This is a genomic window from Pseudomonas sp. PS01297, from assembly GCF_029959305.1.
In the GTDB taxonomy this organism is placed as follows: domain Bacteria; phylum Pseudomonadota; class Gammaproteobacteria; order Pseudomonadales; family Pseudomonadaceae; genus Aquipseudomonas; species Aquipseudomonas helleri.
In genome coordinates, this window is the sequence record NZ_JASCPQ010000098.1 from 1 (window position 1) to 19,623 (window position 19,623).

15 protein-coding genes are annotated in these 19,623 nt (G+C 58.9%); 5 read left to right on the forward strand and 10 right to left on the reverse strand.

All coding sequences use genetic code 11. The features are described from left to right. Positions 1-103: 103 nt before the first annotated feature. Positions 104-541 carry a YolA family protein gene (locus QMX84_RS22150; protein WP_262126678.1) on the reverse strand — a complete coding sequence of 146 codons (438 nt, stop codon included), beginning with the start codon at positions 539-541 and terminating at the stop codon, positions 104-106. A gap of 210 nt (positions 542-751) precedes the next feature. Here QMX84_RS22150 and QMX84_RS22155 point away from each other — a divergent pair, with 210 nt between their 5' ends. Both QMX84_RS22155 and trmA read left to right on the forward strand, forming a co-directional pair. Beyond that, positions 752-2,047, forward strand: coding sequence for an NCS2 family permease (locus QMX84_RS22155; protein ID WP_048367449.1), 1,296 nt, complete (start codon positions 752-754; stop codon positions 2,045-2,047). Continuing rightward, positions 2,044-3,132, forward strand: a complete 1,089-nt coding sequence (gene trmA / locus QMX84_RS22160; RefSeq protein ID WP_048367450.1) for a tRNA (uridine(54)-C5)-methyltransferase TrmA — start codon at positions 2,044-2,046, stop codon at positions 3,130-3,132. The genes QMX84_RS22155 and trmA overlap by 4 nt, the downstream gene beginning before the upstream one ends. Before the next feature lie 72 nt (positions 3,133-3,204). Here the strand turns inward: trmA and QMX84_RS22165 are convergent, their stop codons facing one another. The 7 genes from QMX84_RS22165 to QMX84_RS22195 form a co-directional block, all read right to left on the reverse strand. Next, positions 3,205-4,539, reverse strand: a complete 1,335-nt coding sequence (locus QMX84_RS22165; protein WP_282364788.1) for a TolC family outer membrane protein — start codon at positions 4,537-4,539, stop codon at positions 3,205-3,207. Beyond that, positions 4,536-5,864 (reverse strand): HlyD family type I secretion periplasmic adaptor subunit, encoded by a 1,329-nt coding sequence (locus QMX84_RS22170; protein ID WP_282364789.1) that lies wholly within the window; start codon positions 5,862-5,864, stop codon positions 4,536-4,538. Before QMX84_RS22170 ends, QMX84_RS22165 begins: the two co-directional genes overlap by 4 nt. Next, positions 5,861-7,606, reverse strand: coding sequence for a type I secretion system permease/ATPase (locus QMX84_RS22175; protein WP_282364790.1), 1,746 nt, complete (start codon positions 7,604-7,606; stop codon positions 5,861-5,863). The genes QMX84_RS22170 and QMX84_RS22175 overlap by 4 nt, the downstream gene beginning before the upstream one ends. Positions 7,607-7,719: 113 nt before the next feature. After that, entirely contained in the window at positions 7,720-8,349 is a 630-nt protein-coding gene (locus QMX84_RS22180; RefSeq protein ID WP_282364791.1) for a heme acquisition protein HasA, read from the reverse strand. A gap of 96 nt (positions 8,350-8,445) precedes the next feature. Next, positions 8,446-11,220 (reverse strand): TonB-dependent receptor, encoded by a 2,775-nt coding sequence (locus tag QMX84_RS22185; RefSeq protein WP_282364792.1) that lies wholly within the window; start codon positions 11,218-11,220, stop codon positions 8,446-8,448. Between the two features lie 697 nt (positions 11,221-11,917). Beyond that, entirely contained in the window at positions 11,918-12,928 is a 1,011-nt protein-coding gene (locus QMX84_RS22190; RefSeq protein WP_282364793.1) for a FecR family protein, read from the reverse strand. A gap of 86 nt (positions 12,929-13,014) precedes the next feature. Further along, positions 13,015-13,521 (reverse strand): sigma-70 family RNA polymerase sigma factor, encoded by a 507-nt coding sequence (locus QMX84_RS22195; protein ID WP_282364794.1) that lies wholly within the window; start codon positions 13,519-13,521, stop codon positions 13,015-13,017. A gap of 234 nt (positions 13,522-13,755) precedes the next feature. On the opposite strand from QMX84_RS22195, the gene aroQ reads away from it, so the two are divergent. Both aroQ and QMX84_RS22205 read left to right on the forward strand, forming a co-directional pair. Beyond that, positions 13,756-14,196, forward strand: a complete 441-nt coding sequence (gene aroQ / locus QMX84_RS22200; protein ID WP_048390627.1) for a type II 3-dehydroquinate dehydratase — start codon at positions 13,756-13,758, stop codon at positions 14,194-14,196. Between the two features lie 4 nt (positions 14,197-14,200). Continuing rightward, a complete protein-coding gene (locus tag QMX84_RS22205) occupies positions 14,201-15,061 on the forward strand; it encodes a shikimate dehydrogenase (protein WP_282364795.1) in 861 nt (286 codons plus the stop codon). Between the two features lie 13 nt (positions 15,062-15,074). Here QMX84_RS22205 and QMX84_RS22210 read toward each other — a convergent pair whose 3' ends face one another. Both QMX84_RS22210 and quiC read right to left on the reverse strand, forming a co-directional pair. Beyond that, positions 15,075-15,752: a TetR/AcrR family transcriptional regulator gene (locus tag QMX84_RS22210; RefSeq protein ID WP_048367465.1), complete on the reverse strand. Its 678-nt coding sequence runs from the start codon at positions 15,750-15,752 to the stop codon at positions 15,075-15,077. An 87-nt stretch (positions 15,753-15,839) separates the two neighbouring features. Next, on the reverse strand, positions 15,840-17,750 hold the full coding sequence (gene quiC / locus QMX84_RS22215; RefSeq protein WP_282364796.1) for a 3-dehydroshikimate dehydratase QuiC: 1,911 nt from the start codon (positions 17,748-17,750) through the stop codon (positions 15,840-15,842). Positions 17,751-18,078: 328 nt separating this feature from the next. Between quiC and QMX84_RS22220 the strand changes: the two genes are divergently transcribed. Continuing rightward, the gene (locus QMX84_RS22220) at positions 18,079-19,410 is read left to right on the forward strand and encodes an MFS transporter (RefSeq protein ID WP_153330266.1); all 1,332 of its coding nucleotides are present in this window, start codon (positions 18,079-18,081) and stop codon (positions 19,408-19,410) included. Positions 19,411-19,623: the final 213 nt, after the last annotated feature.

Sequence of the window (19,623 nt, forward strand, 5' to 3'; positions counted from 1 at the left end):
GCCGCAGGCTGCGATCGAGCCCGAAGGGATCGCGCTGTTCAAAAGAGAAGGTCCTTCGGTCCTTATCGCAGCCTGCGGCAGCGGCTACAGGAGGTAGGCCAGGTTATTTAATGTGCAACTTCGCACCTAGCCGGGTGTAGGGCGCCACCAGCGACGTGTTACTGAACTGGAACCAGCCGTCCTGGTTGTTACCCAAATCGAAGGTGTAGACGTAACCCACGGTGGTGCCCGCACCGTCACAGGTCACCAAACCCTCGCCTTTATTGCACACCGGGGTGCGCACGCCATCGATGATCTGGCCGTCAAACGTCACCGTGGGCTGGCCGCCGTAGCCGCGTTCCAGCACATACACTTTGATGTGCGGCCCACGGTGCTGCATTTTGGTCTGCTCGCGACCATCCGACACATCCTCCACAGCCCCTGATTTAGACGCCACCTTGAGAATTTCTACGGTGCTCAATGGCATCGCCGGCGCGGCGCTCGCCCCGGCGCTTATAAACAGACAACAACCGGCAATTAAAGCGTTGATGGTGTGCTTCATGGATCCCCCCGATAACTGGCACGCAGTATGCCTGTGCACTCGACGTTACAAAACATCGCGCCGTTGAGTCAGCAAAGCAGCCAGACGTCCGTGCTGCTGGTATGATGCGCGGCTTTTTCCGACAGACAGAAAAACCTCAGGCCTCAGGCGTCTGTGCTTTGCTGTTGAAAACGATTTAATCACGGCGCCGGTGGCGCCACGGGGACTGGCATGCTGGAAAGGCTGTTTCAACTCAAAGCACACAACACCACTGTGCGAACCGAGATTCTTGCGGGTATCACCACCTTCCTGGCGATGGCCTACATCCTCTTCGTGAACCCGAGCATCCTCGGCGAAACCGGGATGGACAAAGGCGCGGTGTTTGTCGCGACCTGCCTGGCAGCCGCCATCGGCTCGGCAATCATGGGCATCATCGCCAACTATCCGATCGCGCTGGCACCGGGCATGGGCCTGAACGCCTTCTTCACCTACACCGTGGTCCTGCACATGGGCCACACCTGGCAAGTGGCGCTGGGTGCGGTGTTTATTTCAGCGGTGCTGTTCTTCCTGCTGTCGATCTTCCGCATCCGCGAATGGATCATCAACAGCATCCCGCTGCCGCTGCGCTCGGCCATTGCTGCCGGTATCGGCCTGTTCCTGGCGCTGATCGCCCTGGGTAACGCCGGTATCGTGGTGGCCAACAAGGCTACCCTGGTGGGCATGGGCGACCTGTCTCAGCCAAAAGTGATCCTGGCCTCCCTGGGCTTTGCCCTGATCGTAGCCCTGGAAGCCCTGCGCGTACGCGGTGCGGTGCTGATCGGCATTCTGGCGGTGACCGTTGCGTCCATCGCCCTGGGCGTGACCGACTTCGGTGGCGTGATGTCGATGCCGCCGTCGCTGGCCCCGACCTTCCTGCAACTGGACATTAAAGGCGCACTGGACATCGGTCTGGTCAGCGTGATTTTCGCCTTCCTGTTCGTTGACCTGTTCGACAACTCCGGCACCCTGATCGGTGTGGCCAAGCGCGCTGGCCTGATGGGCAAAGACGGCCACATGCCGAAAATGGGCCGCGCCCTGATCGCTGACAGCACCGCGGCCATGGCCGGTTCGTTGCTGGGTACCTCAACCACCACCAGCTACATCGAGTCGGCAGCGGGCGTGAGCGCCGGTGGCCGTACCGGCCTGACCGCCATCGTGGTCGGCATCATGTTCTTGCTGGCGTTGTTCTTCTCGCCACTGGCGGCCAGCGTTCCGGCGTTCGCCACCGCGCCTGCGCTGATGTTCGTGGCCGTGCTGATGATGAGCGGCCTGGCCGAAATCGACTGGGAAGACGTGACCGTTGCTGCACCGGTGGTGATCACCGCGCTGGCCATGCCGTTCACCTACTCCATCGCCAGCGGCATCGCCTTCGGCTTTATTTCCTGGACCGTGATCAAGTTGCTGTCGGGTCGCGCCCGCGAGCTGAATGCGCCGCTGATCATTCTGTCGATTCTGTTTGTGGTCAAGCTGGGTTGGTTTAACGCATGAGTGCTTTGCCGTTTGATTCTGCTACCTACGCCCTGGAACTTGAGGCCAAGGCCCAACGACTGCGCGATTTGCTGGCGCCGTTCGATGCGCCTGAGCCGCAGGTGTTTGACTCGCCGTTGAAGCACTTTCGCCTGCGCGCCGAGTTCCGCCTGTGGCGCGAAGGTGGCGAGCGCCACTACGCAATGTTCGCCCAGGATGACAAGCGCACGCCGATCCTGATCGAAGACTTCCCGATTGCCAGCCTGCGCATCAACCAGTTAATGCCGCAGCTCAAGGCTGCGTGGCAAGCCAGCTCGGCGCTGAGCCACAAACTGTTCCAGGTGGAGTTCCAGACCACCTTGGCCGGTGATGCCATGGTTACCTTGTGCTATCACCGCCCGCTGGACGAGCACTGGCAAAACGCTGCCGAGCAGTTGGCCAAAGACCTCGACATCAGCGTGATTGGCCGCTCCAAGGGCAAGCGCGTCGTGATTGGTCGTGATTACGTGGTCGAAAAGCTCGACATTGCGGGCCGTACCTTCACTTATCAACAACCCGAAGGCGCGTTCACCCAGCCAAACGGCACGGTTAACCAGAAAATGCTCAATTGGGCATACGAAGCATTGGGCGAGCGTTCCGACGACCTGCTCGAACTGTACTGCGGCAACGGCAACTTCACCCTGCCGCTGGCGACTCGCGTACGCAACGTGCTGGCCACTGAGATCAGCAAGACCTCGGTCAACGCCGCCTTGAACAACCTCAGCGACAACGCTGTGGATAACGTCAAGCTGGTGCGTTTGTCGGCAGAAGAACTCACCGAAGCCCTGAATGAAGTCCGCCCGTTCCGCCGCTTGCAGGGCATTGACCTGAAAAGCTACGAATTCGGCAGCGTCTTCGTCGACCCGCCGCGCGCGGGCATGGACCCGGACACCTGCGAACTGACCCGCCGCTTCGACAACATCCTGTACATCTCGTGCAACCCGCTGACATTGGCCGAAAACATCGCCCAACTGCACGACACGCACCGTATCGAGCGTTGCGCCGTGTTTGACCAGTTCCCGTGGACTCACCACATGGAATCGGGTGTGTTGCTGGTTCGTCGCTAAAGCCTGATCGCGAGCAAGCCCGCTCCCACAAGTTGAACCCCTGTGGGAGCGGGCTTGCCCGCGATGGGCGCGCTACGGTTTCTGAACGTGAAAATACCCCGCCACCTGCAGTAAATCCGCGTCATTCAATAAGCCCGCGTAGTACTTGAGTTGCACCCGCGCCAGTAAATACGCGTACTTTGCCTCGGCCAAATCCCGTTTGGCGCTATACAGTTGCTGCTCGGCATCCAGTACATCCAGATTGACCCGCTCCCCGCCACTCACGCTTTTGCGCGTTGCATCGACCAACGCACTGGCTGACTGCACGGCCATTTCGTAGGCCCGCACCTTGGCCGCCGCACTGCTGTTGAGGTTGTACTGCTTGCGCAAGTCCACCAATGTCGCGGCTGTTTGCGCGTCCAGTTCGTACTGCGCCTGCGACAATTGCCGTGCCGCCTGGCGAGTCGATGCCGACACCGAGCCCCCGGCAAACAACGGCACGCTGAGCTGGATGCCGACGCTGTTGGTGTCGTACTTCTGGTGGTAGGTGCTTTCAGAGTCCGAACTGGTTTGCCGACTGCTCGCGTACACACTGAGCTTGGGCAAATGCCCGGCCCGCTTGCGTTCCACTTCGTACTCGGCGGACGTCAGGGCGTGCTGTTGCGACGCCAGGTCCGGGTTATTGGCCAGGGCCAGTTCGCGCCAGCTTTCAAAGCGCTGCGGCTCCAGCGGCTGAATGCTGAAGTGCGGCAATAACGGGTCAAGCTGCTCCACCTGCAACGGTTCACCGAGCATGGCCTCCAGCTCGTGCAAGGCGGCATCCAGCGTGTCTTGGGCTTCGATTTCCTGGGCGACCGCCAGGCTCAGGCGCGCCTGGGTTTCAAGCAAATCGGTTCGAGTGCCCTCTCCGCCTTTTAACAGCCGTTGATTGAGTTGCAGGCGTTCGCTGTACGCCCGTTTCTGTGCCCGGCTCAGCTCAATCCGCTCCTGCGCCAACAAGGCCTGGCTATAGGCACTTAAAACCCGCACCGCCAAATACTGGCTTTTACTGCGAAAACGCTCGTCGGCCAGCAAGGCCTGCGCCGCGCCTTGTTTAAAGCGTGCATAGGCCTCGTAGTCCAATAGCGGTTGCTGCAGGGTCAACGTCGCCGCATAGCTGCGGTAATCGCGGTCGGTTTTTGTGTGCGATTGCGTGACTTCAGACTCATTGCGCGAGTTGCTGTAATTCCAGGCCAGCGTCGGCAACAGGGCTGAACGCCCGAGGGCCCGGTTTTCCTGGCCCGCAGCGCGCTCTTCTATCGCCGCCTGAAAGGTCGGATCGTTGCGCACCGCCAAGTCATAGGCTTCAAGCAAACCCAATGCCTGTACCGGGCTGGCCAACACCGCGCCCAGCATCAACACCCCGCGGCACAATCGACGCACACTCATTCCTCCACCAACGCCATGTGCGTGCGGTCCAGTAAGGGTTTGAACAGGTAATTGAGCATCGAGCGCTCGCCGGTGCGCACAAAGGCCTCGACCGGCATGCCGGGGCGAATCTGCAAACCGGCCAGTTGCGCCATGCCCTCGGCGCTGACCTGCGCCCGCAACGTGTAATAGGGTTCATCGGTGCGCTCATCGACCTGACGGTCTGCCGACACCAGCGTCACCTCGCCCGCCACCCGTGGCGTGGTGCTTTGGCTAAAGGCCGAGAACATCAGTTGCACCGGCAAACCGGCGTGAACCTTGTCGGCCAATTCCACAGGCACCCGCGCCTCGACCAGTAAGGGTTCGCCCTGCGGGACGATTTCCATCAAAGCCTGGCCAGGCCGGATCACCCCGCCTTCGGTAAACACATCGAGCCCGACCACAATCCCCGCCACCGGAGCGCGTAACTGGCTGTTGGCCAGTTCAAACTCGGCCGATGCCAAGCGGTTGCGCAAGTCTTCGCTGCGTATGCGGGTGTCCGCCAATTGCGTACGGACTTCTTTCTGATATTCCTCGCTCAGTTGGCGAATTTTCAGGCGCATCTCCTGCACCTGACGCTGGAGTTGCCCGATGCGGCCATAGTCTTCGCTGATCGAGCCCAGCACTTGGGCGTACACCCGCTCGCTGTCCAGCAGGCGATTACGCGGGATGTACCCTTCGCGGGCCAATTCGCGCAGGCCTTGCAGTTGCTCGTCCAATGCCATGCGTTGCAGCACTTTATTGGCTTGCGAGTCACGCACCCCGCGCAATTGCGCCTCGGCTCCGGCGATGCTTTCGCCGATGCCTTGCTGATCAAGCAGCAACGCCTGACGCCGGCTGGCGAACAACTGACGTTGCAACGCCAGGTTCGACGCCACTTCGGGCTCGTGTTGCAGCGCCATCAGCTCAGCAGGAAAACTCACATTCGCAGCGCCCTCCACCTCGGCATTGAGCCGGGCCTCGCTGGCCAACGAGCCATAAAACTGGCTGCGCAGCGACTGCGCCTGGCCCAACAACGGAGTTTCCTTGAGGCGGATCAGCACTTGCCCCGCTTGAACACGGTCGCCATCACGCACGTCGATGCGCTCAACAATCCCGCCACTGGGATGCTGCACCACTTTGCGATTGCCCGACACCATGACCTTGCCCGACACCGCGACGCCTTTGTCCAGCGGCGCCAAAGCAGCCCAGGCGAGAAACCCGAGAAACCCGCCGAGCATCAACAGCCAACCCAGACGCGCATGGCGACGATCGTCCAGTTGCAGCACGTTACCCTCATAGGGCGGTTTGGCGTTTGCGGCACTCATGCTTTGTTCGCCTCTACGGTGCCCAGTCGGTAGCTCACATTCATGGCCGGTTTGGGCGCTGCGGGCTTGGGCGCGGCGAGCACCTTGGCGGAGGGGCCAAAGGCTTGTAACTGACCTTCGCGCAGGATCAACAGCTGATCCGTGAGGGTCAGTACGTTGGGTTTGTGGGTGATCAGGATCAGCGTGCGCTTGAGCTGTTTGAGTTGGGCAATGGCCTGTAGCAAGGCTTGCTCCCCGGCTTCATCAAGGTTGGCGTTGGGTTCATCGAGCACGATCAGCGCGGGCAAGCCGTACAAAGCACGGGCCAGGCCGATGCGCTGCTTCTGCCCGCCCGACAACCCGGCGCCGCCGTCGCCCAGGCGGGTGTCGTAGCCTTCGGGCATTTGCAAAATCAGTGAATGCACACCTGCCATCTGCGCCGCCGCCAACACCTTGTCGGCATCAACCTGGGCAAAGCGGGCGATGTTTTGCGCGATGGTCCCGGCAAACAACTGAATGTCCTGAGGCAAATACCCCAGATGCGGGCCGAGTTGCTGTTTGTCCCATTGCGACAATTGCGCCCCATCTAACCGAACCTTGCCAGCCAGCGGCTGCCAGACCCCAATCAGCAAGCGGGCCAAGGTCGACTTGCCGCAGCCTGACGGGCCGATCACACCGAGCACCTGCCCGGCGGGCAAGGTAAAACTCAGGTTGCTCAACGTGGCACGCCGCGTTCCGGGTGCGCTGGCGCTGAGTTGCTCAACCGCCAGTTCGCCCCGTGGATCGGGCAGCGCCATGCGCGGCGGGCGGGCCGGATGCGCCTGCAAGAGTGATTCGAGGCGTTGATAGGCCAGCCGCGCTGAAGTCCATTGCTTCCACACGCCAATCAACTGATCGATAGGGCTCAGCACCCGGCCCATCAAAATGGACCCGGCGATCATCATCCCGGCGGTGATTTGCCCTTGCACCGCCAGCAATGCACCCAGCCCCAGCACCAGTGATTGCAGGGCCAGACGTACGCCTTTGGACCAGGCACCGACACTGGCGGTTTTTTCACTGGCCAGGTTCTGCTGCGCCAAAAATGCCGTGTGCTGCGCCAGCCAATGGCCGCGCAAGGTCGCGAGCATGCCCATCGCCTCAATCGCTTCGGCATTGCGCAAATGCGCGCTGGCCTGTTGGGTGGCCTCAACCGATAACTCGCTGGCGGCCTTGAGCGGCCCCTGCGACACCCGCTGATTAAGCCACGCCAGCAACATCAACAGCACCGCACCACCGAGGGCCAGCAGCCCCAACCACGGGCTGAACATAAAGATCACCCACAGGTACACCGGAAACCACGGCGCATCGAAAAACGCGAACAACGCATTGCCGGTCGCGAACTGGCGCAGGCTGGTCAGGTCATTCAGCGCCTGCCCGGCCGCCGGGCTACCGGTGCTTAATTGCGCCTCAAAGGCGGCGTCATAGACCCGCTGATTCAAGCGCATGTCCATTTGCGTGCCGAGGCGGATCACCACCTGGCTGCGCACCCATTCCAACGCGCCCATCAGGCCAAACAGGCCGAGGATCATCAGCGTCAGCATCAACAGGGTCATTTCATTGCCCGACGCCAACACCCGGTCGTACACCTGCAACATGTACAGCGCGGGGGCCAGCATCAGTAAATTGATCACGGCCGAGAACAGGCCAATGTTGAAAAAAGCACGTTTGTAGGCCGTCAAGGCAGCCAGCATCTCGTTGGCGACGTGGGCTTTGGGCCGGGTCATGAAGAGGGTTCCGTGGAAAAATCACCGATCAAACTGCGGGAGCTGACTCGCCAGCGAGGTCATCGCGAGCAAGCCCGCTCCCACAGGATTGGGTTCAAGCCTGAGAGAGCGTGTTAAGCCGCCAGCGCCCAGTCTTGGGCAGCGTCTTGCACACCGACCAGGCCGATATCAGCCGCAAACGCGGTGTCGGCGTGCGCCAGACCGGCAGCCGCCAGTTGGTCGAAGGTCGAATCGGTGCTCAGATTGAACTCGCTCAGCAGGGTGTTGAGCACGCCTTCCAGGCCCGCCACATTGCCGCGCATCAGGCCGTAGATCACGTCCTGAACGGCGTTGCCTGCACGGCCAGCATCGCTGGCGGCGGACAGGTCGAGGCCGTTGAAGGAGACGGTGTAATCGTCAAAACCAAACGGGCTAACCGAACCGCCTGTTAGTACCTCACCCAGCTTCACATTATCCAACTGCCCCCACAGGAAGTGGTTCTGGTTGCTGCTGGCCGGGAGGTCCGGGTTATACACATAATGCAAACCGTTACTTGCATTGCTTTCAGCAATAAATGCGTAGTCAGAACCATTGGCGCCATGTGTCGCATATTGCTCGCCATCATAGCTACGCGCACCCGTATTAAAACCACCTGTATTGCTCTCGCCATGGCCGGCTGTTTTAAAGCCTGCGGACCACGCACTGAGTACTTCCTTAACGGAAATATCACCGTATACGGAATTGTATGTAACTGAAATAGTCATACTTAAACCTCTTCCTTGGACAGTTTTAGTGAGCGCACATAAGTGTGCATTTGCCCGACAAGGGCAAATTCTTGAAAAAACAATAAATATTATTGCTTAAAATTTATATTCGAGCATGCCACTCAGTGTTCGCCCGCGGGCCATACTCAAATTATTAACATCACCCATTGCAACAAAGTAGGCCTCGTCCGTAGCATTTTCCATAACCAATGTGATGTTTAAATCATCGGTCATCCAGTAACTGGCATACAGGTCATACACACTGTATTTTGGCCACATGGCCTGCTCGAGCGACTTATAGCTATGAGCATTAAGGTCTTTGCCGTTACCCGGGCTGTAACGCAAGCGGACTCCAGTATCCAAACGCCGCTCCAAGAAGCGCGCACCCACTGTTAATGAGCCTCTGTCCGCCGGCATATAAGCGGCGTTACCCATTATCGCGCCGCAACCGATTCGGCCATTTCTTTCGGGATCATCCAACCATTCATACTCACGGACACTGCGTATGCCTGTTGTTCCATCGGGTCGCGTATAACGCTCGATAACGGACTTAAGCGTTTTCCCGGATTTCTTGGCGCCACCCATAAAATAATCGGGCGAGCAAAAATCATTACTGCCAATCATATGGGTATAGCTTAAGTTTGTATAAGCGCGCCCCATATCATAATTCAGTTGATATTCAACGCCTCTAAACCGCGTATCTTCCAAATTATTGGCATAGGTCAAATCTGTCAAACTTGGAATGGGGGCCTCGGGCATGGCAACCGCGTACCGCATAAAGGAGAAGTTTTTTATTCTATTATCAAAATATGAAACCTTGATTCCTAAGCGATCATTATCAAAAAACAAAGACTCCTTAAATATATTGAACCCCAGCTCCCAATCTTTTGATTCTTCAGGCTTAAGGTAAGGGTTGGGGAACACCCGCTCAGATGAGTTCCCGCCATGAGGGCGCCCGCTCATAAATACTTCGGTCACCGCCGGTGGACGCCACCCCTTGCCCACATGCGAATACAGTTGCAACCAGTCGACACCGGGTTTGATTGCAATGCCAAACGTTGGCGAAAAATGTCCACTCTCACGATCTACATCGAAGAATCTCTCAGTACGTGTCGCCGGCTTGTTATCGACGATCGCAATGCCATCTTCATAACGACGAACGTCCTTGAGGTAAGTCGTCATGCCTGTTTTGCCCTCCATCCGATAGCGGTCATAGCGCAAACCACCGCTCAGGTTCAACCAACCGTTGTAGTCATACTCCAGATTACTGAACAGGCTGGCCACGGTGCGTTTTCCAGGAGGGTTAGCACCTTCTACATAAGGCAACGAGGATTCATTAACGGCGGCCACTTTGTTGGTGCGCGGCGTGAATGTGTCCTGATACATCTCCAGGCCGTAATTCACGCTCAACTGACCATAGGTGTCGAAGTTGAACAGCGAGGTGTTTTGAACCTGTGCCCCCCACGTCTCGGTCTGGAAACGGTCTTTATAAGCACCAAAGGCGTTGCCCGCCGTGGCGTTATGCCGGGCATTGGCACGGTCCAGTTGCGTATCGACGTAATACAGCTTGGCCTTCAGATCGATCAGTTCGTTGTCCGGGTTCCAGCTGTAGTCAATGGCGTAGTTGGCGGTGCTCAGGTTGTTTTTGCTGTGCCGGACATAGTCATAACCCGACTGATCAGCCTTGAGGTAGGTCCAGGCATCATTGCTGTCGCTGTCGGTGTTCAGGTAGCTCAACTGCACGCGCTGGTCGTTCGGCAGGTTGAGACCGAACTTGGCCATTTGCGAGCGGGTCACGCTGCCTGCGTCACCGACTTCACTTTTCAGCCAGCTTTTCCAGGCTTCGGGGCGTACATCCTTGAGCCGCAGCTGAGACCCTAAATTGCCCGCATGCTGCCGCCCGCTGCGGTAGTTGCCGAAGTGCCGCTCGCTCACGGCAAACAAGGCATCACCGATATCGTTGCCAAACGCGAACACCCCGCCGCCGTTGAAATAGGTGCCGTTGCCCATGTTGCCGATACCGCTGCCCGCACGAATGCGCCCGCCGTATTCTTTGCCGTCTTTCAGGAAGTCACTGGCTTCGAGGGTTCTGAATGTGGCGATCCCCCCGATAACGCCGGCACCGCCCAGGGTGGACTGCGAGCCTTTGTCGATTTCGATGCTGGAGACCATTTCCGGGTCGATCAACATCACGCCATTGCGGTGCTGGTGGCCGTTGACGTTGAAGTTCTGGCGCATGCCGTCAACGTTCATGTTGACCCGGCCATAGTCCTGAACCCCACGAATATTGATCGACAAACCTGGGTCACGCTGGTCGACAGCCGTGTACACGCCGGGGGTTTCTTCGAGCATGTCGGCGGCATGGCGCGGGGCACGCTTGTTGATTTGCTCGCGGGTTATCACTGACACCGCTTGGGGCGTTTGGTACACCCAGTCTGCGCCGTTGCCGTTCTCACTGGCGGTCACCGAAATGGTGCCCAGCGCCAGCGCACCTTTGGCCTCACCGCTCACACGGGTCAAGGTCACTTGGCGTTCACCCGTAAAGCGGTATTCCACCGGGTTGCTGCCCAGCAGGCGCGCCAAGCCTTCTTGCACACCGAAGTCACCGTTAAGGGGCTGCGAAGTCAGGCCACGCAGCATCTGGCTGTCGAACAGCACCTGCAAACCGGCTTGCTCGGCAAACACCAGCACCGCTTTGTCCAGCGGCTGCGCCGGGATGTGGAAGGCGATGAATTCTTGCGCAATGGCGCTGCTGACTTTTTCAACGGCGTGCACCGGTGCGTGCGCCGCCAATACGGCCAATATTCCCACATGTACAGCAAAGGCCAACCGGCTTGCGGGCTGCTTCCCTTTGCGCTGACTAACGACCATTTTTTGTTATCCCCAGGCTTACGTGTTTTGTTATGAGAATGAATCTCAATAGCAAGACGAACGGGCGGGGAAAAGTCAGTAAAGGTTTTTGCGAATAATTTTCAGAAGCAGGATTTGGCTGATGAAACCCGCGTAGGAGCGAGCTTGCCTCGCGATCTTTTGATCTTTTAAAAGATCGCGAGGCGAGCTCTTATCAAACATGAAATAAGTGATTGATTCTAAAGACTCTGTAGGAGCGAGCTTGCTCGCGATCTGTTGATCTTGATCTGGCTTTTGATCTTGATCTAAGAGGCCCCGTTAAACCACGCTGGCCGAACGCAGGTTTTGCGCAGTGGGTAACCCGGCAGGACGCCGGGTTAGCCGCGACACGGCCAGGGATGGCCGATCGCGGCGGGCCCACGGAGTAAGGCCTGTGGTGAGGGCATGCCGAGCCACAGCGAGGCACCGAGGGGTTGGGGCAAAAAGCGTTTGGTTACTTTGCGCTTTCAAAGTGACGCGCCGTAAGGGCGGAACCCTAAGTGGCCGTTGCCGCAGCAATGGATATGTACTCAAACCCTCTCAAATCAAGACCCCCTCACCCTAGCCCTCTCCCGAAGGAGAGGGAACCGATTGGGGGATGCTGAAGATAGTCGGTGGCCTGTTTGCTGCGCGACAGCGCGGCGTCGAAGACGGGGCGGCACCTCCTACAGGGATCGGTTTAATAAATCAGGCTGACGCCTGCCAGTTCCACACGTTTGACGTGCAGTTCCTGGGTGAGGGTGTGCAAGGCGCTGTCGAGCATTTCGAGGCGGAAGACGCCGCTGACTTGCCGATCGGCCAAGGCACGGTTGGCCAAAACGATTTGCCCGGGGCGATAGCGGTTGAGTTGTTCGATCACGTGACCCAACGGCTGGCGATCAAAAATCAGCACGCCGCGCCGCCAACTGGTGGCCGCACTCAAGTCAAAGCCTGGCAAAGGCTGCACACCCAACTTCGCGCTGTACCGCGCACTTTGCCCCTCTTGCAGGGTTTGTCGGGCCGCGCCTTGAACCGTCGGGCTTTGCAGACTCACAGCGACGCTGTGTTGCAACACCCCGACCCACGCCTGGTCGCTGCTTTGGCGCCCGACAACAAATTGTGTGCCCAAGGCTTTGGTTTGCCCGCCTGCGCTTTGCACCACAAAGGGCCGGACTTCTGCCTCGCCCATCGGCGCCACGTCAAACACTGCCGAGCCCGCCAGCAGGCTGATTCGCCGTTCGTAGGTGTCGTAGTCGATGCGGATGGCGCTCGACGCATCCAGCTCCACCGAGCTGCCGTCATCGAGCTGCACGGTACGGATTTCTCCTGCGCCGGTGCGGTAGTCGGACTGCATATTGATCAGCACCGTCGGGCCGCTGATCCAGCCCACTGCCAAGACCAAGGACAGTACCGCAGCACGCCCGACCCAACGCAGCGGGCGCCTGCGCCGAGTAACGGGTGCAGACCGCGGCGCTTCCGGGCGCTGACGGCGTGGGGCTGGTCTGGCCATTTCCGGGTCCTGCGCCAACGCCCCCAAGGCCGCCCAGGTTTGCTTGGCAAATTGCAAGGCAGGCGCGTGGCGCTCATCAGCGGCCAGCCATTGTTCAAGTTGCACCTGCGCCGCAGCGTCCAGGTCACCCGCGTGCAGGCGCACCGCCCACTCGGCGGCCGTCTCAGTGATGATCTGTTGTTCGCGGCCTTGGCTATTCACGTGTGAATCTCAATTTCTCGTTATGTATAAGCAGTGACGTCTGGCCTGCCGATATTCAGTAAGCCGTTTATCGAAACTCAGGTAGGTTATTTCTCAGTTGCTTGTAGTCGTTGCATGACATACGCCAGCGCTTTGGACAGATGTTTTTGCACGGAGCTGTCAGAAATATCAAGTTGGCGCGCCACTTCTGCATGGGTCATGCCTTCGATACGGTTGAGGCGGAAGATTTCCTGGGTGCGCTCGGGCAGCTCTGACAGTGCCTGCTTGAGCGCCATGCGCTGTTGTTCAGCCATTGCCTGAGCCTCCAGCTCTGCCATTTCGTCCTCAATGTCAGCCAAGGCCTCGTGCGTCACCGAGTCGGTCTTGCGCCGGGTTTCCTGGCGGATGTGGTCGACCAGCAGGTTGCCCGCCACGCGGTAGAGGTAACCGGGGGAGTTGTCGATCTGTTCCTTGCGCCCGCGCTCGGCCAGGCGCAGGAAGCTCTCTTGCACCAGATCGGCGGCCAGCTGTGGGTCTCGCACCTTGCGCGCCAGGTACCCGCGCAGGGTACTGGCATGCTTGAGGAACAAGCCCTTGAGGTCCATATCCGACAAACCGACTCCCTGACGCATGAGGAAAAGGGGCGGCTATCTTACTTTTTGTCGAGAATGATTTTCAATTGATATTAGCGGGACCCGCGCATTGTTCGATAAACGCCCACTTAATGGCGTAAACAGGTGTCGGTATTTGTCACCCAATTGACCTTATTAACCGGCTGGTACAATTTAAGCCAACCGCTTGAGCAGCGCTCAGGCGACCCTATAAAAACAAAGTAGAGTTGGCTTGCTATGTCCCCTATCGTCCTGGTGCTTAACGGCCCCAATCTGAACTTGCTTGGCACCCGCGAACCCGGTGTTTACGGCCACGAAACGCTGGCAGACATCGCCGATTTGTGCGGCCAGACGGCCCGCGAAGAAGGCTTGAACGTCGAGTTTCGCCAAACCAACCACGAAGGCGAATTGCTTGACTGGATCCATGGCGCTCGCCAGCGCTGTGCCGCGATTGTGATCAACCCGGCCGCCTGGACCCACACCTCGGTGGCCATTCGCGATGCCTTGGTCGCCAGTGAACTGCCAGTGATTGAAGTGCATCTGTCCAACGTCCATACCCGCGAAGCCTTCCGTCATCACTCCTTCGTCTCGGGCATTGCCCAAGCCGTGTTGTGCGGGTTTGGCAGCAACGGTTATCGCTTGGCCTTGCAACACCTCAGCCGCCAATTGAAGGGCTAAGCGCATGTCGACCCACACAACCAAGTCAGTGCTGGCCGGGCTGATCGGCGCCGGTATCCAGGCCTCCCGCACACCGGCAATGCACGAGCGCGAAGGCGAGGCGCAAGGGCTGCGTTACGTGTACCAATTGATCGATCTGGACGTGTTGCAGCTCGATAATAACGCCCTGCCCGACCTGCTGACCGCCGCTGAGCGTATGGGCTTCAGCGGCTTGAACATTACTTACCCGTGCAAGCAGGCGATCATGCCCTGGCTGGACGAGTTATCTGATCAAGCCCGCGGCATTGGCGCTGTGAACACGGTGATTTTCCGGGACGGCAAACGCATAGGGCACAACACCGACTGTTCGGGGTTTGCCGAAGGTTTTCGTCGCGGCTTGAGCGGCGTTGCCGTGCGCCACGTGGTGCAAATGGGCGCGGGTGGTGCGGGCTCAGCGGTGGCTTACGCACTGCTCAGCGAAGGCGTGCAACGGCTGGATATTTTTGACGTCGACCAAGCCCGCGCACAGAGCCTGGCAGACAACTTGAATCAGCACTTTGCCGGGTCGCGGGCCAAGGCCGGCACTGACCTTGAGGCCTCGCTGAGCAGGGCCAACGGGCTGGTCAACACCACGCCCATGGGCATGGCCAAGCTGCCGGGCATGCCCGTGCCCGCACAGTGGCTGCGCTCAGAGCTGTGGGTGGCCGAGATTGTGTACTTCCCGCTGCAAACCGAGTTGCTGCGCCATGCCCGCGCGCTGGGTTGCCGCACGCTGGATGGCGGCAACATGGCAGTGTTCCAGGCGGTCAAGGCGTTTGAACTGATCAGCGGCGCCAGCGCTGACGCCTCACGCCTGCTCGCACACTTCCAGGAAATGAACGGCTAAGGCGTGATCTCACTCACACCTGTAAATAGCGCAGCACCGAGTCGCAGATCATCTCGCGCTGACGCTGTTTAACCTGCGGGTCGGACAAGTCGATCTGAAAAATCTCACCGACTGTGTAGCGGTTGGACACGCGGTAAAAACAGAACGAACTGACCAGCAGGTGCACGTCCAGCGGGTTCAAACCTGGGCGGAACACCTGCTGCTCAACGCCTCGGCGCAGGATCTCTTCGAGGGCATGAACAATCGTGTCGTTCATGGCTTTGATGCCTTCCGAACGCTTGATGTATTCGCCCTTGTGGATATTTTCGACGCTGACCATGCGCACAAAATCGGCGTTCAGGTCGTGGTGATCAAAGGTGAATTCAACCAGCTTTTTAATCGCCTGCCGGGGTTCCATTTCATCCAGGTGCAGCAGGTTTTCGGTGCTGCGGATCTCGCCGTAGAGCTTCTCCAGCACTTCGACGTAGAGCTGCTCTTTGCTGGTGAAGTAGTAATAGATCATGCGTTTGGACGTGCGGGTACGCTCCGCGATGGCATCCACGCGTGCGCCCGCCAACCCTTGTTCGACGAACTCGGCCAGGGCTTCCTGAAGGATGTTTTCGCGGGTCTTTTCCGGGTTGTTTTTCCGGCTCTTGCGCGGTTCGACTGCGGGCGCCGTGGCGTCGGTGTCGACTTCTGTTATCTGGGTCATTACAGGCTCACGGCCATCGGAAGATGGCCGCGATTATGGCCCGAGTGGTTCATCGAAGGAAGTCGACAAACGTATTCGCGCAACGTCCTACAGCTTGGCCTGACGCACCGCCCCGGTGCGCGACTTGGCCATCGCCGCCAAACGTACCGCCACGTTGGCCGCGCCATAGCCGGCATAGCCGTTTTTGCGCTGCAACAACTCAAAGAAGAAGCGCCCGGCAAACGGCTCGGTGTACACATGAAACAGCTCACCGCCCTGAGCGTCGCGGTCGTACAAGACGTTGAAGTAGGCCAGTTCGCTCAAAAACTCATCGTCAAAATCAAAGCGCGCCGCCAGGTCGTCGTAGTAGTTCAACGGGATATCCAGCAGCGGTACGCCTGCGGCTTTGGCGCGGCTGACTTCAGCGAACAGGTCGTCGCACTCAAACGCAATGTGATGCACGCCGGAGCCGCGATAACTCGACAACGCATGTGAGATAGCTGTGTTTTTGTTTTCAGAAATGTTCAGCGGCAATCGAATCGTGCTGCAACGGCTGCGCAATGCGCGGCTTTTGACCAAACCGTACGGGTCCGGCAGCACCACTTCGTCATCCGCTTCAAAGTCCAGCAAGCTCTTGTAGAACAGCACCCAGCTGTCGAGGCTGTCGGCTGGCAGCGCCATGGCCATGTGGTCAATGCGCTTAAGCCCGCCTTGGGCGGTTTGGGCGGTCGCAAGGTTGAAGTCCGATTCGTATAACGGGTTGCCTGCTTCGTCCTGATCGACCAGATAAATCAGGCTGCCATCCGGCGCACGAACCGCCGCCAGTTCCAGCTCATTGGGGCCGACCAGGCCTCGATAGGGCTGGCCTTTATAAGCCACGGCACGGGCCAGCGCGCTGGCGCTGTCTTGCACGCGAATGGCGGTGGCGCACAGCGAAGGGCCATGGGCCTCAAAAAAGTTGTGCCCAAACGAATAAGGCTCGGCATTGAGCACCAGGTTGATGTCGCCCTGACGCAGCAAGCTGACATTTTTGGAGCGGTGCTGACCGGCTTTGCTGAAGCCCAAACGCTCAAGCCAGTGGGTCAGTTGCGCGCCCTGATTGTCATCGACGGCGAACTCCAGAAACTCGATACCCTTGTAGTCACTGGCCTTGGGCGGCGCGAACAACGGCTCAAGGCTGGCGGCAGGCGCGGCCTCCTGGACCAGCCGCTCGCGGGTTTTCTCTTCGAGGTACAGCAATGAACGCAGGCCATCTGCCGCGTTGGCGCGGGTAGGCGCTGCGCGGAAGCCGTCATTGAAGATCTCCAGCGACAAGGGCCCGGTGTAGCCGCTCTGAATGATCGGCGCCAGAAAGCCCGGCAAGTCGAACTCGCCCTGCCCCGGGAAGCAACGGAAGTGGCGGCTCCACTCCAGCACGTCCATCGCCAAAATGGGCGCGTCGGCCATTTGCACAAAGAAGATCTTGTCGCCGGGAATCTGCGCAATGCCGCTCGGGTCACCTTTGAGCGATAAGGTGTGGAAACTGTCGAGCAGCACGCCAAGGCTCGGATGGTCGATCTCGCGCACCAGCTCCCAGACCTGTTGCCAGGTGTTGACGTGCCGCCCCCAGGCCAGGGCTTCATAGCCGATGCGCAGGTTCCGCGCCCCGGCGCGCTCGGCCAGCAGGCTCAAGTCGTCCAGCAGGATTTGCCGGTCACCCACCGAGTCGGCGGCGGCATTGCTGCACACCAGCACCAGGTCGGTGCCCAGCTCCTGCATCAAGTCGAATTTGCGCTCGGCGCGGTCGAGGTTGCGCGCCAGACGGTCTCGGCGGCAGCCTTCAAAGTCACGGAACGGTTGGAACAGGCTGATTTCCAGGCCGAGGTCTGCGCATATCTGGCGCACTTCGCGGGGGCTGCCGTCGTAGTACAGCAGGTCATTTTCAAAGATCTCAACCCCGTCAAAACCCGCTGCGGCAATGGCGTCGAGCTTTTCCGGCAAGGTGCCGCTCAAGGAAACAGTGGCGATTGAACGCTTCATTTAACACTCCCATGATTGCCACCGCCTGCAACCGACGGCATTTCTAATAGCCTGATTATTAAGGGCACCCTATCATTGAGCAACCAGTCTGTACCAACCGGTTAGTTTTGCGTGCGATTATCGAACACTATGCCCTTTGTTGAATTGACGACTTTTTGTCCAATCGCCACCATCCAACCCGTACCTTTTGCAATAAATGCTGCACAACACCACATAACAATTCCAAAAAAAACGGGTAACCACTCATGCTTGCTCTTATTGATATGACGCTCTGCTTTGCTCTGCCGCCGGCGTGGTACCCGACCTTTCAACGGACGGGTAAATAGCCATGACCCCTTCTCAATCGACACACGTCAACTCTGCCCAAAGCACCCCGCACGCCGGTATTGGCGACAAGATCCGCGGCGCCATGGCCATTGGTAAAACCCGCTGGGGCATGCTCGCCCTGGTGTTTTTCGCGACCACGCTGAACTACATCGACCGCGCCGCACTGGGCGTGATGCAACCGATTCTGGCCAAGGAAATGAGCTGGACGGCGATGGACTACGCCAACATCAACTTCTGGTTTCAGGTGGGCTACGCCATTGGCTTCGTCCTGCAAGGTCGCCTGATCGACCGGATCGGGGTCAAACGCGTGTTCTTCTGCGCCGTGTTGCTGTGGAGCCTGGCGACCGGCGCCCACGGCCTGGCCACCTCGGCCGTCGGCTTTATGATGTGCCGCTTTATTCTCGGCCTGACCGAAGCCGCCAACTACCCGGCCTGTGTGAAAACCACGCGCCTGTGGTTCCCTGCCGGTGAGCGCGCAGTGGCCAGCGGTATCTTCAACGCCGGGACCAACGTCGGCGCCATGTTCACCCCGATGCTGTTGCCTCTGGTGCTGCATGTGTGGGGCTGGCAGGCCGCGTTTCTGTGCATGGCGGCGTTGGGCGGTATCTGGCTGATCTTCTGGGGGCTGAAGTACTACAACCCTGAAGAGCACCCAACGGTGAGCAAACAGGAACTGGACTACATCCAGAGCGAAAAAGAACCGGAGCAACAGAAAGTCAGTTTCGGCACGATCCTGAAAATGCGCGGGACCTGGGCCTTTGCGTTGTCTTACTCGCTGACCGCACCGGTGTTCTGGTTCTACCTGTACTGGCTGCCGCCGTTCTTGAACCAGCAATACAACCTGGGCATCAACGTCACGCAGATGGGCATCCCGTTGATCATCATCTACGTCACGGCTGACTTCGGCAGCGTCGGTGGCGGGATTTTGTCTTCGATGCTGATCAGTCGCGGCATGGCGGCGGTCAAGGCACGGCTGGTGTCGATGTTCCTGTGTGCGATATGCATCATCGGCGTGGTCATGGCGGCTGGCTCCAGCCAACTGTGGGTTGCCGTGGGCGCCATCGCATTGGCCCTGGGCGCGCACCAGGCCTGGACCGCCAACGTGTGGAGCATGGTGATGGACTACACGCCTAAACACATGATGGGCACGGTGTTCGGCTTTGGCGGCATGTGCGCGGCCATCGGCGGCATGTTCATGACGCAAATCGTGGGTTATGTACTGACCGTCACCAACAACAACTACACCGTGTTGTTCACCATGATTCCGGCGATGTACTTCATTGCGCTGACGTGGATGTACTTCATGGCCCCGCGAAAAATCCCGCAGGTTTGAGTTCGATCCGAAGCGTTCAAACAGCCCTTCTCCTTCGGGAGAGGGGCTTTTTTTCAGGTCAAAAGATCGCGAGGCAAGCTCGCTCCTACCGCAATGCTGTTCACTTAAGAGCAACACGACTCAAGTGGGAGCGGGCTTGCTCGCGATGGTCTTCAGAGCGCCTCATTTAACAGGCCACTACGCATCATCGTTAACGACCATCGCGAGCAAGCC